Below are 16,487 nucleotides of genomic sequence, written 5' to 3'. Positions count from 1 at the left end.
TTACGATTTTAGTTTCAAGTTGAATCGGTAGAGCAGGCGCTTGGCGAGTAAGTGCGCTAGAAATGCACCAATTACAAAGCCGACGAGATACAACATCACGCTTTGCGGGTAAAAAACACCCGAGAAGAACACGCCGCCTAACATCGCGAAACAAATGACGATGACGATATGGATGAGCCACAACCAGTTCGAAAACATGAAGAAGCGACCATTGTTCTCTTGAGGTGCTTCCTTGAACATCCACAGCCCTAGACCAAATGTGAGAACGATGAAGACAATAGGACTGAACAGTCCTATTGTGAGAAACTCAGTCCACTCCGCTCGAGAATCAAAGAGTAAATACATGTCCGTATTGACGATGTTATTCAAAGGTGACAGGATTCGCATCGGCACACTTTCAAACGCATCTTCAAAAAATGTATAGGAAGCATTTGGAGATAAGGCAAAAAGTGACCCTTGAATGAGGAGTAAGATCCCCATCGGAAAGACAAGGGCGACGAACGTCCATACGACTTGTGAAATCGACTCTCCTCCAAACGACCCCATCCATAGCGAGACAGAGAAAAATGAGATTCCCGATAATAGTAAGAAAAGAATCAACCCAAACACTTTGAATTCATTGCCTTCGAGCAAGAAGGAGTAGTCAGAAAGACGGATGATGAGGAACATCAACGTTCCACCAACCAATGTCGCTGCAACGATACCCGTCACGCCAATCACCCACTTTGATATGTAAAGCTGGGTGCGGGTGTATGGTAGTGACATCGAAAAGTCCGACATTTGACTGTTTCGTTCACTTCCAATCAAGACAGACGCCATGAGCGCACCGAAGACGACAAATAAGAAAATGACGACCCCCATCGGAATGAGTGATTCAAGTCCACCAAGATAACCATAGTCAGAATTACTATTGAAAAAATCCTCGGTATTCATTGTTTCTACATTTCCCTGTAAAACATCCGAATACTGACTTGGATTTTCTTGCATGTCGCTAATCTGTTCTTCATATACTTGCATTTCTGTCCACACTGGCACCGTGAAGGCAACGACCCCTAAGAAGACGAGCAAAATCCAAAGAAGCGACACTTGTTTCCAATCTTTCTTCAACAACACTTTAGACGGCATGAGCTTCTCCTCCTAACTGGATACGGAAGACGTCCTCGAGAGACATCGGGATTTCTTCGATGAGCATCGGATTGTATGAATCGACGAACGCCTCGAGTTCTTCCGTCCGTTCTTTCGCCATGAACAGCACGACCCGCCCTGTCACGCTGATGATTTCGATATCTTTTCGTTCGAGCAACTCGACCGGGACATGGTCGTTAAAGACGACTTGCCACTTGATACTGAGAGCACGCGCCTCTTCGAGTGACATGATCGCTTTGACACGTCCGCTCTCGATCATGATGATACGGTCGGCGATTCGTTCAAGTTCATGTAACTGGTGACTCGAGACGATAATCGAACAGTTCCGTTTCTCGACTTGGGAGATCATCAGTTTCAATACGTCTGACTTGGCGACGACGTCTAAACCGTCCGTCGGTTCGTCCAAAAGATAGTATTTCGCTTGGACGGCGAAGGCGAGCGATAACGTGACGAGCGCCTTCTGTCCTTTTGAAAGTTGGCGAATTTTATTGTTATCGATGTTGTAACGCGTCAATGTTTCACGGAATGCAGAACGATTGAACGATGGATAGATTGACTCATACAAGTCTGTCGCCTCGTTCACTGTGTAATGTTTGAGCGCATCTGCAGAATCCGGCACGAAGATGACGTCCCGTTTCAATCCCGCGTCTTTGAAGATACTTTTCGTTCCATATAATACGTCTCCCATATCTGGGCGGATGATGCCGACCATCGTCCGGAGAAGCGTCGTCTTACCGGCACCGTTACGTCCGACGAGCGCGATGATTTCTCCTGATTCGACCGTAAAGTCGATGCCGTCGAGAATCGTCTGACGGTCAATTTTTTTACTTAACTGTTCAACTTTCAGCATTGGCTTCCCCTACTTTCTCATATTCCCTCCGCAATACGTCGATGGCTTCGTATAACGGCACGTTCGCATAATGGCAATCAATCGCAATTTTTTTAATCGACGTGATGACCGGACCTCTCGCCGCATCATCGTCCACCCAGTCCTCGGAAACGAACGTCCCACGTCCACGTCGCATCTCGAGCAGTCCGAGTCGCTCCAACTCTTGATACGCCTTACTGACCGTATTCGGATTGATGACGAGATCGGTGGCGAGTTCACGCACGGACATCACCTTATCTCCCGGTCGTAAAATTCCACGGATAACGAGTTCTTTCGTTTGATTGACGATTTGCTCGTATAGCGGTTCTGAACTTTTCATATCGATTTTGTATAACATGGGTCACACCCTCTCATAATCAATGTCACTCTTTAAGTGTATTATATGTATTAGTACACGCAATTACAATAGTTCTTTGAGGGCACTTTTAGTTTACAGGGAAATGGAAATGATTTGAATAAGACTTTGGACCGAGGTATTCTCGTTCAATATCAGGTAGATTGAACGAGAGGTGACGAAATGATTAGAAAACGAATCGTAGCAAGTATGACCGGTGGGCTTCTTGCTGGCGGGCTCTTCGTATATACGACACATGAAAAGTCAGAGGCACGGGATGCATACAGTGCTTATGTGAAAGAAACGTATCAGGAACAACCCGACATCGATTTATCTCGCGACTGGCATATGGGAGGATTTACCGGGGAAATGACTTTGACGAAAGAACCGTTCGCCGGCACCTATTTCCTCGAGACATATAGTGACGGCTCCATCCATGACAACGTGCTCGAGACGTATTGGGAACGCGAGGCAGAGCGGACGATTCACGAGAGACTCGTGTCGCAAAGAATCTTAAAAGAAGAAGAGACCGTCCGCGCGGAAGTACCGCTCGGAGTGTCCGATGATGCGCAAGCAAAAATCTCTCCGACCCCGACGTCTATCTATAAAACGAATCCGAAGACGTATCTCGACGTCTCGATCATGTTTCATGAAGACTGGAACAATACGGACGAACAGAAACAACGGATTCTCGACGTCATCCGTGCAGTGGAGTCCGACGTCTATTCGGTTCACTTCTCGTTCGACGGAAAACCAGGAGGCAACGACGACTACACAGAACGGTACATGATGTTCACGCGCAAAGCGTCTGATATCGACCCGTCCTTCCTCGATGTGCGAACGATTGAGGACTTGAACGAATACGATCGTCTATACGGATTCGACGAGACGACATTCACGACAGAATATCATTTTGATGGCACTCCCATCGAAGACGAGACGACACGATAATTTTGGTGTCGTCTTTTTTGAGCGTTTGACTTTACAGACAATCCGAAACGTTGTATCCTTTGACAAGTCAACAATTGATAAGTCAATTGAGAAAGGTGGGACGCAATGGACCTACGTGAAATCAGCCGATTACTTTACCAAATCAAGTTGGCGGAACAAAACGTCGCATCGTCGTTCGAACGGGAGACGGGCTTCAGCCTGACTCGCTACGAGATGCTACAAATCGTCAAAGAACGAGGCGTCTGTTCGCAACGCGTGATTAAAGAAGAAATGAAAATCGACAATGCCGCGATCACCCGACATTTAAAAATCCTTGAAGAGAAAGGATATGTCGTCAGAGAGCGGAACGCGGAGAACCATCGCGAGATGTTCGTCCGCGTGACAGAGAAAGCAGAGCAAGATCTAAGGGATTGCGAGCGAGACGAACGGGCAAACCACCTCGTCTTACAAGCCTTGTCCGATGAAGAGATTCACCACTTATCCGGGTTGCTTCAAAAATTGAACAGCCACGCCTAAACAGAGAAAGAAGGAATTCACCAATGGCAACTACATTCGAAAACAACACATTTACAGATATCATGTTCGACCGCAAATCAATCCGTGTGTATGATGAGAACGTTAAAATCTCACAAGAAGAGATGCTCGAAATGATCCAAGAAGCAACAACGGCTCCATCATCCGTCAACATGCAACCATGGCGCTTCGTCGTCGTTGAGAGCCCAGAAGCGAAAGAGACGCTCAAGCCACTCATCCGTTTCAACACACGTCAAAACGACACGTCGTCAGCGATGCTCCTCATCTTCGGAGACATGGAGTGCTACGAGTACGGTGAACAAATCTACGATCAAGCGGTCGCAGAAGGCAAAATGCCACAAGAAGTGCGTGACCAACAGCTCGGCGCAATCATCCCTTACTACAAAAACCTCTCGAAACAAGAGATGAACGACATCGTGAAAATCGACGCTAGTCTCGCAGCGATGCAATTCATGCTCACAGCACGTGCACACGGCTATGACACGAACCCGATCGGTGGATTCGAAAAAGACCAACTCGCAGAAGCGTTCGGTCTCGATAAAGATCGCTACGTACCCGTCATGATCTTGTCTGTCGGAAAAGCGGCAGAAGAAGGTTATAAATCTGTACGTCTTGACGCTCAAACGGTCACTTCGTTCAAATAATCTATCACACAATCGGAGGAATTACCCATGATCTTAGTAAATGCCACTTTCGATATCCAAGCATCACAGCGCGAGAACTTCTTGCGTGACATCCAAGTCTTAATCGACTCATCAAAACAAGAAGCGGGTTGCGTCGGATATGACTTATACGAGTCAACTTCTGTCGAGAACCGTTTCGTCATGATCGAGAACTGGGAAGACCAAGCCGCTCTTGAGCAGCATAACCAAAACCCGGTCCTCATCAACTTCGCACAAAACGTCGCGAACTATGTGTCAGCGAAACCGGTCTTGCAAGTAGCAGCGGTCAACTAATTTGTCGACGCTCACCCTTGTGCTCGGGACGCTCGTCGCGATCGAGTTCTTCTATATCTTCTATATAGAGACGATTGCGACGGCATCTTCCTCGACGTCACGTATCTTCCGCATGTCGAAAGACGAGCTGACGAGAGACTCCGTATCGGTTTTGTTCAAAAATCAAGGCGTCTATAACGGATTGATTGGGGTCGGGCTCTTATACGGGCTATACGTCTCCCCTAATCCGCTCGAGATTGTCACCATGATTCTGACCTATATCATCCTCGTTGCCCTATATGGCAGTATCACGAGTGACAAGAAGATTATCCTGACACAAGGTGGGCTCGCCATCTTGACGTTGATCTCGATGGTGATGTGATGACAGAAAAAGCGTTCGACCTGAGAAAAGGTCGGACGCTTTTTGCTTGTATCCTCTATACTAAATAATGAGGTGATGATGGTGAGATACACATGCCCATGTTGTGGCTACCAGACGTTAGAAGAGGAACCACCAGGCACATACGACATTTGTCGAATCTGCTTTTGGGAGGATGACGGGGTTCAATTCGACAATCCCGATTATGAAGGCGGTGCGAATATAGTGTCGCTTCGACAGGCTCAACAAAATTACATTCAATTTGGTGCGAGTGATCGGCTCTTTTGTGATTCTGTCAGAAAACCAAATGAATGTGATAAAAAAGATTCAGACTGGAGACCACTCCCTAGCAAGTTGACTTAATACAAGGTCACCCGTATATAAGGTGACCTTAATCATTCATCTAATTTAATCTGATCCCACAACGCTTCATCGACGACAAAGAACGCTTCATGGGAACATACCGCGAGCACGCACGTATCCCCCGCGTAAAACATCAAGTCTTCTGGAAGTTCTGGATGGATCCAACTGAACAACGAGCCACCATGTTCTTTTAGGAATTGCGTTGTCCTGTAATTGATGTGAAACGAATACTGATACGCCGTATCCCCAGACAGTCGTGTTGTCTCCCATTCACTTACGATGGTCCGTTCCATCAAATCCCAACGAATCTCTTCAGTCAGTACATCCATATACGCCAGACGCTCGTCTTCGATCTCCATTCGTCGCCTGTCTTCCACGAACGCAAAATGAGTACAATGCTTGAACAACACATCAATGAGCGCCTCATAGCGCTTTCCCTTTACATCTTGAGTGATCATCAGCATGCTTCAAGCCTCCTATGGCGAAGATACAAAGATGCCCGTTTCTTCTGTAATCTCGAACGAATCATGATTCCATCTGACTTCAATCGTCCCGACTCGTTCGGGTTCTTCGACACTTCGATATAATCGCCTTACCTCCATGTCAAAAGTGAAAAAGCCACTGGATTGTTTCATATATCCCTCTTCATTCACATATGTATTCGTCTGATCCCCAATCAGCTCGAACGAATCACAGCTCTCATCTTCACATTGTACCGAATACGTTTCCTCGAACCAGCTCACAAAGTCAGTCTCACTGGGTTTAGACGTATATATCGGTGCCACCCAAACTCTAGCTACAATCAACACAATAAAACCGATGAACAACCATTTTTTCATACGCTCTCCCCCACTTTCACTATCCAAAGTCTACCATATCCATTTCATCAAAAAACCGCCCTGACCGAAGTCAGAGCGGAGTCCTGTTACAAAACGAAAATCGCTGCAGATACACCGACGACACCAACGAGCGCCATCGCATATACCGGCACACGTGGCATTTCGCCATTGTTGTCGAGTGCTTTCCCGAACATGTAGAAAACGATCGGGTGCACGAGGAACGGCATCGAGAAGATGAGCGGGATGAGAAGCGATGCTTCCGTCCCGAACATACCGCCTTGGACAGCTGCGAACAAGCCGAAGTGCGAGATTGCTGACGATTGTGCCATTGTCGTGTAATCAAATGCAATCGTGCTGAACGTCAAGATGACGAGACCACCGAAGACGGCCATCATCTGCCATCCGAACGAGAACTGCATGAGCGCTTTGACTTCTTTAAAGTCTTCCCCGTTCGCCGCACGTAAGTTTTTCAACGCAAGCGCCGTGAGCGCGAGACCAATCAAAACAATGATAGCTGTCGGCCAGATCCAGAGCGCGCCGTTGTCGGCACTGACTGCAAGAATCGAGAAGACGAAGATGTGTCCGAAGAACGGGATGTTGATCATGATTGGCGCACGTTTTGCCGCCACTTGACCGAAGTCTCCGGCTGTACATGCACCTGTGAGACCACTGTGCGAAAGTGACCCCGCCATACCTGGCGCAAGGTTACGGATGTGACCCGTACGAGCAAACCACATGATGAGCGCGATTCCACCGAACATCCAGAACAACTGACCGAAGAAACCGTACACGAGAATCGAGTTCATGCCTTCGATCGCGAACGCGTCACCGATTCGTGACCCACCGACCATGAAGTTGGCAGCCAAGACGACCGGGATCCCTGCGAAGAGAAGCGCGCGGACAGACGGCCCATACGTCCAGTTATGGAAGATGGCACCGAGTGCCGACGAGATCAACATCGCAAAGAAGATTTGCGGAAGTGCGATAATCGGCTGAACCGCTGTCGCAATCAAGAATGAGACGAACAAGATGACAAGCAAGAGAACTGTCTCGATGACACCTTTTTGCATGTATACTTTCTTGTCCTGAATCTGTGCTTTATGGTCGATGAGTAAGAACGACACCGCAAGACCTAGAAGTGCGAGGATTGGGTAGTAAAGCGCAATCCCTTCTGCCGTACCTGGCTCGATTGCCATGCGGAAGAACCCTTCCAAACCGACGAGCAAGAAGAACGAACGAAGGATAAAGATAAACTGCGTACGCCCTGTCCCGAGGAACATCTCTTCTTTAGAAGGAACGACGATGTCCTCCATGTCGAGCTCTTGTTTGCTTAAGATTTTACGAAGTTCTTGTCCACCGACGAAGAACGAAACGACCAACGCGATGATTGTCGTCCGTGACAAGAAGTCGACGAGCGGGAATTCAGGAAGACCTGGAGTCGCGATACCGAGCTCGACCATACCGAATCCGAGACCGAGACCGAAGATGACGAGGATCGGCGAGAAGCGCGTCCCTGCCACGACCATACGAGATAAAATGACCATCGGGATGATGAAGGCCATAAGCAACCAGAATTGGTTGATGAGTTGCATTTGAGATAATTGCTGTACAAGTTCCATTGACTAACCCCTAACATAATTTTTAGCACACAATATCGAAGTGTACAGGAATGAACATTATGTGACAACAGGGTGTGATGTTTTGTAAACATTGAAAGCGGAACCAAGTGAAATTGGTCCCGCTTTCGTTAGTTATTGGATTGTCTGAGGCCCCAAATGCCTTTATTTCCTGTGGAATAAAAGAGGTCTTCTTTTCCGGTAAAGCTCGCTGAATCACTGGAATGCGCACGGATCTGTTTATTGACGTGCCTTTTCCAATCTTTATAACAATCGAGCTCGAGTTGGTAGTATGATTTTTCAACATACGCATAGATGTCTTTTAAAGACGCCGTCCCACCATGGTATTGGAGGGCGAATTGGATTTTGCGTAGTAATAGGCGTTTCACATCTTTCATCTCCTTATATAAATAGCAATTATGTATACCTAATTTATCCATACCCTTTCTAAAAAAGTTACAGGTTTTTAGGTTCATTTCCTTTATAATAGGAATATAGACCTGAATATCTCATGTTTGGAAGAAAGGAAATCGATATGAACCAAAAGATTTACAACACTGAAAGAGAGATTTTAGAGGAAGTTGCTTTACGGCATGACCTTTCCCCTAATCTACTTCAAAACATTCTCACAACATCGAAGGCTAATTACTATGGGGAAGCAATAACCCCAACAAAAAGACAAAAAGAGTTAGAAGAAGAATTAAAGTATTTGATTAAAAAAGGTAATTCTCTAACTCAATCTATTGGTAATTCTAAAAAGTCAGGCTTGAAGTTTGTGCGGATCCAATTAAATAATTACAAAACTTATTTAAATACGCAATCAATCAATTTCGATACACATACAGATGAGAAAAACATCGTTTTAATTGGCGGGTTAAACGGTGCAGGTAAAACGACAATCTTAAAAGCCGTTCGCTACTTACTATTTGGTAGACGAGGAATGACGGATGCTGAATTCCAGCAACAGTTCACCAATACTATTAATAACTCTTTTTTTGAAAAGGGTGGACGAGAAGCTAGTGCTTCACTGATTTTCGAACCAGGCGATGGTCATCATTATGAAATTAAAGTGGTTTGGCAATATGATAGTAAGAAACGGGTTGTATCCGAGAATAAAACATTCAGCAAACGAACGATTGGTGCAGCACGTCCAAAACGAAATGAAGAAATCACCCCACATAATGTGGATGATTTTAATCGAACAATTGATAAACTAATTCCATTTGACGCCTCTCAATTTTTAATCTTTGATGGTGAAGAAATTCGACGTATTATTTCATCTCGAAATTCTTTAGACTTTAGGGTAACCATCGAGCGTATGAATGGATTCTTACATTTTAATAATTTAATAGCCGACTTAGATAAAATCTATTCTCGCAAACAAAACGAACTCGCAGTCGCTCAAAAGAGTACTGAGGTCTTAAAATTCAACAAAAAAATTATAGACCTCAAAGAACAACTTAGTGAATGGTCTGAGAAAAGAAGCAAGAGCGAAGAACGAGTTTCCACCTATAATAAAAAACTTGATTATTTTAAGAAGCTCCGAAACGACAAGTTAACGCAAAATAGTGAATCACGTGAGGAGTTTGCTGCCTCAATGAGTGCATTGCAGATTCAATATAAGCAAACAATGGACCAAATCTCTAAACTTTTTGCTGAGCAAGCAATTCCATCTTTTGCATCCAAAAAAATCAATCAATTAAAAGAGCGTTTAAATGCTGAGCAACAAATCATTTCAGACCAACAAAAAATTGAACAAGTATTGGCGCCTTATCACCAATTCATGTCTAAACTTTTATCTGAACCAATCGATCCACCGTTGACAGAAGAACAACTTCGACAAGTTGAAGAAATTGGGAAAGGGATTTGGTTATCCAATAAAACACAACATACTCCAATCAAGAGAGAAGACCAAAACATTTGGCACGACCTTTCCCCAAACGACCGCAGATATTTAATGAGTATCAACGCAGGAACAATCAAGCAACAGATTGTTGATTTAATCAAAAAGTCGAACAACATTAAACATTCGATTAATCAGTTACAGCAAAAAATCGAACTTGCACCCTCTGCTGTAAGTGTCGATGAAGAAGATAAGAACATCCAAGAGACGACAGAAATGCTTGGAAAAGCGAAAAACCTTTATATGAAGCTAAAGAAAAAAGAACAAGAGTGCATTCAAGAAATTCGTTCGATTGAAGCAAAGTTAAAAGGTACTAAGTCTACCGCATCAAATGCAATCGATTTAGAAGACGATGTTAAAGTTATTGGCGAAATTAAATTTGCAATTGGAGAGTACGCAACGAAAGTACTAGATTGGAAAATTGATGTGATAAGCCGTGAGTTTAATAAAATGCTCAATACCCTCATGCGGAAACAGGATGAATTCGGTAGAGCATTCATTGACCGAGACATGATGATGATTCGAATTGAAAATGAACGAGGTGCAGAAATCGCCATAGAAGAACAATCAGCTGGTGAAATGCAAATCATCTCTTCGGCATTCATTTGGGCAATGATTAAAGCTGCTGACTTAGACCTACCTATGATTATTGATACACCTCTCGGGCGTCTCGATAGTTATCACCGAAGAAACTTAGTTGAACATTTCTACAAACATATTAGTAAACAGGTTGTTATTCTTTCCACGGATACCGAAATCACACCTGAATATGTGAATCTAATGAAAGAATATACTTCAAAACAGATTATGTTGGACTATAACCAAAACGATAAATATACACTCATTCGTGAGGGGTACTTCGAAATTGTGAGAGGATAAAAATTATGGACTCAAAAGGAATAAAACTATCTAAAATTACAAAAGACCGAATCGATGAAATTATTCAACACTTGGATCACTTTGCGCCAAAAGACGCTAGACCCTTTGTCGTAAAAATATGTTTAATGCACGGGATTGAAAATTTTAATAATCAATCGCCATTACCCGACGAACTTAAAACTGGTGCATGGGATATGGGTGCGATCATCAATGGAAATGACTATCTCCTGGGTAAGCATTTAATCATCAATGACATGCAAAAGGAAATTACAGAAGAAAAAGACATTCGTGATGCAATGCGAAAATATATCGAACTAGGTACGATGAGCATTTATTCACTTATAGAATCAAGCAGTGATTTATTTGAGGAGGATTTTTTGATCAAACTATTAACAGCTTAATCTCAGCGGATTCCCGCTGAGATTTTTTATCGAAATTTCTATATTGCAAAGTCTGTTCGCTATTTTTATACGAACACATATGTTAGACTTTCATTATAAAAACAATAAGTTACGTACGTAATATCGTACGTGATAAATAGAAGGAGGATATTGCATGGACCCTAATTTCAGCTATAACTTCCCCGCATTACGAGGAAAACAGGCAGAAAAAGAATATTTCGTCGTTATGTGCCCGTTAAAACTGATCCCAAAAATCTTCTTATTCGATGAAGAGGAAGTCCCGCCACAATATCGTTCACAGCGGATTTTAAATAAATCTAGAGTTCCAGAGATTACGAATTACATTGTAGACCAGTCCAAGGACTATGTATTTTCATCCCTTACAGCTTCCATTGATGGTGAAATTCAGTTTACTCCGTTTACAGATGAACCAAACTTTAAAGACTTAGGCAAACTCTCGATAGCACTGGATTCCCGTTTTTTAATTAATGATGGTCAACACCGGAGAGCAGCGATTGAAGAGGCTTTAAAAATTATGCCTGAGCTTGGTAATGAAACAATTTCTGTTGTATTCTTTCATGATGAAGGTCTAGAACGATCTCAACAAATTTTTTCAGATTTAAATCGACATGCCGTTAATACAACGTCATCTATCGGTATTTTATATGACCATCGTGATCAGTTATCGCTCCTAACTAAAGAAATCGTTGAAGAGATTCCGTTGTTAAAACGGTATACAGAAATGGAGAAAACGTCCCTCTCCAAGAATTCACCAAAACTTTTGGCGTTAAATCATATTTATAATGCAAATAAACGACTAATTAATAAGAAAAAAGGTGCTCTTTTAACTGAAGAAGACGCATTGAACATCAAAACGTTTTGGCTAACTCTATGCAATAGTATTCATGAATGGGAACAAGTATTTAATAAAGAAATCTCCCCTCGTGATTTACGTATGATTTCAATTGCGGGTCAAGGTTTATTTATCGAAGCAGCGGCTGAAGTTGCGCGCTCTTTAATTGAACAAAAACCTGATACATGGACAGCCTACCTTACAAAATTTAAAGATATTGATTGGAGCCGTTCAAACGAAAAAGATTGGAAAGGTCGTGCCTTTAACGAAAACGGCAGAATTTTAAAGAACAACTACACTATTCGATTGACTGCCATACGAATCAAATCGCTAATCGGCATCAAGCTCACGAAAGAAGAGAAAGATTTCGATCAACAAAAACCAAGCATGAACGTATTATGACTGTTTTGGCACGAGAGGATGACAATTTATGACACAAGGTATTATTAGTAACTTATTTACTCAGCATGAAGGAGATACTGTTTCTAGACGCTCCATCGATTTGATCAAACGTGTTTATTTAAATGACACACGTCCATGGGTGGTCGGATTTAGTGGCGGAAAAGATTCTACACTAACGACTCAACTCATTTTCGAAGCGTTGCTAGAGCTTTCACCAGAACAGTTGCATAAGAAGGTATTTATCATTTCTTCTGACACTTTGGTAGAAAACCCACTCGTCGTTTCCATGATTAACGGCTCTTTACACCGCATGCAGGAAGCCGCTTTAAAATATAATCTCCCGATCGAAACACAAAAAGTTAAACCACTTACAGAAAAAACTTTTTGGACGAATATTATCGGACGTGGCTACCCTACTCCGAACCAAACGTTTAGATGGTGTACAGATCGTCTTAAAATCGATCCTGCTAACCGCTTCATTAAGGATAAAGTGTCAAAATACGGCGAAATTATTATGGTACTTGGTGTCCGTTCATCTGAGAGTACGAGCCGAGGCCAATCAATAAAAGACCATGAGATTTCAGGTAGCGAATTGATGCGACACACATCACTAGCGAATGCATATGTATTTGCTCCAATTAAAGAATTTGTTCTAGATGATGTTTGGAGCTACCTTCTTCAAAACCCAGCTCCGTGGGGAGAAGACCATCACAAGCTGCAGAAAATGTACATGGATTCAAGTAGCGAATGCCCATTAGTTGTTGACCAAAACATTAAAGAAAGTGCTGGTTCTTGTGGGAATAGCCGTTTTGGTTGCTGGACATGTACGGTTGTCAATCAAGATAAATCGCTTACTGGTTTTATTCAAACTGGTGAACATGACTGGTTAAAGCCATTATTGAAGTTCCGTAATAAAATGGTGCTCATTCGTGACGACCGTTCTAAACGAATGCATAAACGAATGAATGGCGCCTTCTATTTATTAGAAGTTCAACATGAAATCAAAGAAGATGGAATCTACATCGTGCAAAAGAAAAAAGGCGGTCGTGCTGCCACTTCTCATAAAGTAGTTGACCGAATTGAAGATTTGACTGATGAGTCTGTTCTTGCTGTTCCGAAAGCACAATTAAGTCAATTTATCGCAAAACACAATATTGACTTGAGCAAACCTGAAGAGTTTAATATTCACTTTGTCGTTACCGAAACAAACGAGGATGGGCAATCAGTATACTCACACCTTGGTCTTGGTCCTTTCACACTAGCTACTAGAACTGAATTAATGCGCGACTTATTGATTTTACAACGTGATTTAAAAGTTCCAAATTCCGTCGAGTATAAATTAATACAGGATGATGAATTACGAGCGATTCGTCGCTTATGGCTTCGTGAAGGAGATTGGAAAGATACGCTACCTGACCTTTATCGCGAAGTATTCGGATTTGATCTAGATTGGGAACATGATGATCGTCAGATTTTAACGAGTGACCAAGCGAATGATTTAGAACTTCTGTCTCAAAAGCATGGTCTTGACTTCAATATGGTTCAAAAACTATTTACAACAGCAAATGATTTTCTAGGAGTAAAGGTTAAACGAGGATTTAATAAAGATGTCGCTGCGCTATTGAGCCAGGACTATCTAACCCTTTACAAAGAGCAAGGAGTTTTAGAGAGAGATGAAGATTGAATCGATTGTCTTAAAGAATATTGGAGCATATAAAAATCAAACATTTGATTTCAAGAATGAAAACTCTAATAAAAATGTTATTTTAATCGGTGGGAAAAATGGAGCGGGTAAAACAACCTTTTTAAACGCACTTCGCACTGGATTATACGGTAGTCAGGCGTTTGGGATTAAAGCACCCACTCCATCCTACTTCAAAGAAATTGAGAAGTTAATCAATAGCGAAGTAAGAGATCAACGAGAAAGATATAGTACCACTAAACAAGTTTCTAAAATCCAAATTACTTTTACAACAACAACGAATCAAACAACATCACGCTATTTATTTGAACGATCATGGGGAATCGACGCTAAGAATATTAAAGAATACTTTAATATCTATCGTGATGGAAATACCTTTGCACTAGCAGAGAAGGATAAGAGTCAAGTCTATTCATTATTCTTAGAGCGTACTCCCCTCTATTTGTTTAATGTCTCATTATTTGATGGAGAGACAATTAATCAAATTATTAATGAAGGGAAACTATCTGAGTACCTAGATGATTTGATGAAAAGTGCATTTAAATTAGAGATTCCAGATTTATTAACGGAAACAATCGAATCACTTGTACGAGACGAAGCCAAGACTAAGCTATCTAAAGATAAATCAAAACGTTTAGATGAGCTTAAAAAACAGCTAAGTGAATCCGAACAAAAATTGCAAAACGTTCAAGTCGATAAGTCTCAGCTTCTTCAGAATATCGAAGTTAGTGAAGCAGAAACAACTGCCTTCTCTGAATCGTTACGCGCACACGACGTGATTAGTAAAGAAGAAGAAGCAAAATTGAAAGAGGAAATAAGAAACCTAGAACAAGAACGACAGAAATTAAAGCAGTCTACGTCAGACTTTTTCAGTGAGTACTACGCTTTTTCTATCAATCATCACTTGCTTGGAAAAGCTGCAGAACAAGTAGAATCAGAACTATTGATAAGAAGTGTAGAAGATTTAGAAAAAGTCTTCACCGATGAGTTCTATATGAATGTTTCACGTAATTTAGGAGGATCTGTAGAACATGATTCACTGAAGAATGAGTTCAATGCGGCTTTAAAAACGGCTGTTCCGAAAACTGAAATTATTCATGATGCTTCGTTCGGTTCGAAGGCAAAAGTTGAAAATATGATTTCTTCAGTAAACGCTCAATCTTCCTCATCTCTCTTGGCAAACATTAATCGCGATGACGAAATCATAGAGGAACTGAAGATATTACGAAGAAAACTAGTGATTCGAGAAGAAAATCATGCGGATTTTGAAAAACAATTTGAGGAATTGAATCAACTCAAAGTTAGTAATCTTCATTTGAACGAGCAGTTAGAACGTATTGTTAAACTTGAAGAAGAGCTCCAAAATCAGTACTCGATGTTAGTGGAAGAAAACGCTTCGCTTCAACAAGAAATTGAGAAAATCACTTCAAAATCGAGCTTATTATCACAAAATGCTACTTCAACATTAGCTTTACTAGAAGACTTCAAACTTCAACAGCGTTATAAAGTCATTCGGAGTGTTGAAGAAAATGCGTTACGCATGTTAAAAACATTAATGCGTAAAGAAGATTACGTAGATAAGCTATCTATTCTCCCTGAAGATTTCTCTTTAACTTTGTCATCTAAGGACCAGTCTCAAATTTCTGTAGCTACTCTATCTTCTGGTGAGAAACAGATTCTACTCCTTTCATTAATCTGGGCAATTTTCAAAGTTTCCGAAAATCAAATGCCATTTATCTTCGATACTTTGTTAGGGCGATTAGATCGAGATCACCGTTATAACATTTTACGTAACTTACTTCCTAACTTTGGTGAACAAGTGTTAGTGCTATCTACAGACTCAGAGATTAGCAAAGATTACTATGACGTATTCAAACCATCGATTTCTAAAGAGTATAGTCTTCAGTTTGATAATGAACATTTAGAAACACGAGTCATTCCATCGTATTTTGAATTTGAAAACGCGCAGGTGAAAAACTCATGAACTACCGTCTTAAATTAACTGAACAAACGCATCTCTATTTTAAAGAGATTGCAAACTCAACTCATATCACACCAAACATCCTAGCTCGTTTCGCCGTTGGAATATCATTAAAAAACGAAAAAACTCCAACAAGCGTTAAGGGTCAATCCATTTCAAATTTTGAAATCAATCGTGCCACCTTAACAGGAGAACACGATGAGATGTTTAAAATGATGATTCTTCAACATGCGAAGCAGCACATCGAGGAAGAACAATATTTCCCAGATTATTTTAATGCACATATTACAAGAGGTGCCGAAGAGCTTTATCAAATGTTCCAATTTTCTAGAAGTACCAATCAATTCTTAAGAGAGTTATTAGCTCTCCAGGAGGGATAA

19 protein-coding genes are annotated in these 16,487 nt (G+C 41.8%); 12 read left to right on the top strand and 7 right to left on the bottom strand.

The features are described from left to right. From KNO76_RS04285 to KNO76_RS04275, 3 genes are read right to left on the bottom strand one after another with little or no spacing between them, the layout of a single operon-like run. Positions 1–1,125 (bottom strand): ABC transporter permease subunit, encoded by a 1,125-nt coding sequence (locus KNO76_RS04285; protein WP_214702495.1) that lies wholly within the window; start codon positions 1,123–1,125, stop codon positions 1–3. Next, a complete protein-coding gene (locus tag KNO76_RS04280) occupies positions 1,115–1,996 on the bottom strand; it encodes an ABC transporter ATP-binding protein (RefSeq protein WP_214882920.1) in 882 nt (293 codons plus the stop codon). Before KNO76_RS04280 ends, KNO76_RS04285 begins: the two co-directional genes overlap by 11 nt. Further along, complete coding sequence (locus KNO76_RS04275; protein WP_214882917.1) at positions 1,983–2,372, bottom strand: GntR family transcriptional regulator; 390 nt, start codon at positions 2,370–2,372, stop codon at positions 1,983–1,985. Before KNO76_RS04275 ends, KNO76_RS04280 begins: the two co-directional genes overlap by 14 nt. Positions 2,373–2,552: 180 nt before the next feature. Here KNO76_RS04275 and KNO76_RS04270 point away from each other — a divergent pair, with 180 nt between their 5' ends. The 6 genes from KNO76_RS04270 (at position 2,553) to KNO76_RS04245 (ending at position 5,531) form a co-directional block, all read left to right on the top strand. Next, positions 2,553–3,320 (top strand): hypothetical protein, encoded by a 768-nt coding sequence (locus tag KNO76_RS04270; protein ID WP_214882915.1) that lies wholly within the window; start codon positions 2,553–2,555, stop codon positions 3,318–3,320. Positions 3,321–3,425: 105 nt separating this feature from the next. After that, positions 3,426–3,836: a MarR family winged helix-turn-helix transcriptional regulator gene (locus KNO76_RS04265; RefSeq protein WP_214882913.1), complete on the top strand. Its 411-nt coding sequence runs from the start codon at positions 3,426–3,428 to the stop codon at positions 3,834–3,836. 23 nt (positions 3,837–3,859) lie between these two features. After that, a complete protein-coding gene (locus KNO76_RS04260) occupies positions 3,860–4,498 on the top strand; it encodes a nitroreductase family protein (protein ID WP_214882909.1) in 639 nt (212 codons plus the stop codon). A gap of 27 nt (positions 4,499–4,525) precedes the next feature. After that, a complete protein-coding gene (locus tag KNO76_RS04255) occupies positions 4,526–4,810 on the top strand; it encodes a putative quinol monooxygenase (RefSeq protein WP_214882898.1) in 285 nt (94 codons plus the stop codon). Position 4,811: 1 nt separating this feature from the next. Continuing rightward, positions 4,812–5,171: a DUF1304 domain-containing protein gene (locus KNO76_RS04250; protein ID WP_214882896.1), complete on the top strand. Its 360-nt coding sequence runs from the start codon at positions 4,812–4,814 to the stop codon at positions 5,169–5,171. An 81-nt stretch (positions 5,172–5,252) separates the two neighbouring features. After that, the gene (locus KNO76_RS04245; protein WP_214700600.1) at positions 5,253–5,531 is read left to right on the top strand and encodes a CPCC family cysteine-rich protein; all 279 of its coding nucleotides are present in this window, start codon (positions 5,253–5,255) and stop codon (positions 5,529–5,531) included. Between the two features lie 32 nt (positions 5,532–5,563). Here the strand turns inward: KNO76_RS04245 and KNO76_RS04240 are convergent, their stop codons facing one another. From KNO76_RS04240 to KNO76_RS04225, 4 genes are all read right to left on the bottom strand, one after another. Further along, positions 5,564–5,995 carry a stage III sporulation protein AH gene (locus KNO76_RS04240; RefSeq protein WP_251127880.1) on the bottom strand — a complete coding sequence of 144 codons (432 nt, stop codon included), beginning with the start codon at positions 5,993–5,995 and terminating at the stop codon, positions 5,564–5,566. A 12-nt stretch (positions 5,996–6,007) separates the two neighbouring features. Further along, the gene (locus tag KNO76_RS04235; RefSeq protein WP_214702507.1) at positions 6,008–6,370 is read right to left on the bottom strand and encodes a hypothetical protein; all 363 of its coding nucleotides are present in this window, start codon (positions 6,368–6,370) and stop codon (positions 6,008–6,010) included. A gap of 86 nt (positions 6,371–6,456) precedes the next feature. Further along, positions 6,457–7,989 carry a hypothetical protein gene (locus KNO76_RS04230; protein ID WP_214882894.1) on the bottom strand — a complete coding sequence of 511 codons (1,533 nt, stop codon included), beginning with the start codon at positions 7,987–7,989 and terminating at the stop codon, positions 6,457–6,459. Between the two features lie 128 nt (positions 7,990–8,117). Further along, the gene (locus KNO76_RS04225; RefSeq protein ID WP_251129030.1) at positions 8,118–8,384 is read right to left on the bottom strand and encodes a hypothetical protein; all 267 of its coding nucleotides are present in this window, start codon (positions 8,382–8,384) and stop codon (positions 8,118–8,120) included. 137 nt (positions 8,385–8,521) lie between these two features. Between KNO76_RS04225 and dndD (KNO76_RS04220) the strand changes: the two genes are divergently transcribed. The 6 genes from dndD (KNO76_RS04220) (at position 8,522) to KNO76_RS04195 (ending at position 16,487) form a co-directional block, all read left to right on the top strand. Further along, positions 8,522–10,768 (top strand): DNA sulfur modification protein DndD, encoded by a 2,247-nt coding sequence (dndD, locus tag KNO76_RS04220; protein ID WP_214882889.1) that lies wholly within the window; start codon positions 8,522–8,524, stop codon positions 10,766–10,768. A 5-nt stretch (positions 10,769–10,773) separates the two neighbouring features. Next, the gene (locus tag KNO76_RS04215) at positions 10,774–11,169 is read left to right on the top strand and encodes a hypothetical protein (RefSeq protein ID WP_214882886.1); all 396 of its coding nucleotides are present in this window, start codon (positions 10,774–10,776) and stop codon (positions 11,167–11,169) included. 154 nt (positions 11,170–11,323) lie between these two features. After that, entirely contained in the window at positions 11,324–12,424 is a 1,101-nt protein-coding gene (gene dndB / locus KNO76_RS04210; protein ID WP_214882883.1) for a DNA sulfur modification protein DndB, read from the top strand. Between the two features lie 28 nt (positions 12,425–12,452). Further along, positions 12,453–14,108 (top strand): DNA phosphorothioation system sulfurtransferase DndC, encoded by a 1,656-nt coding sequence (gene dndC / locus KNO76_RS04205; protein WP_214882880.1) that lies wholly within the window; start codon positions 12,453–12,455, stop codon positions 14,106–14,108. Beyond that, entirely contained in the window at positions 14,098–16,110 is a 2,013-nt protein-coding gene (dndD, locus tag KNO76_RS04200; protein WP_214882877.1) for a DNA sulfur modification protein DndD, read from the top strand. Before dndC ends, dndD (KNO76_RS04200) begins: the two co-directional genes overlap by 11 nt. Continuing rightward, positions 16,107–16,487 carry a DndE family protein gene (locus KNO76_RS04195; RefSeq protein ID WP_214882874.1) on the top strand — a complete coding sequence of 127 codons (381 nt, stop codon included), beginning with the start codon at positions 16,107–16,109 and terminating at the stop codon, positions 16,485–16,487. Before dndD (KNO76_RS04200) ends, KNO76_RS04195 begins: the two co-directional genes overlap by 4 nt.

It is taken from the genome of Exiguobacterium sp. s101 (genome assembly GCF_018617835.1).
GTDB classification, from domain to species: domain Bacteria; phylum Bacillota; class Bacilli; order Exiguobacteriales; family Exiguobacteriaceae; genus Exiguobacterium; species Exiguobacterium marinum.
This window is presented reverse-complemented; position numbering and strand designations above follow the sequence as displayed.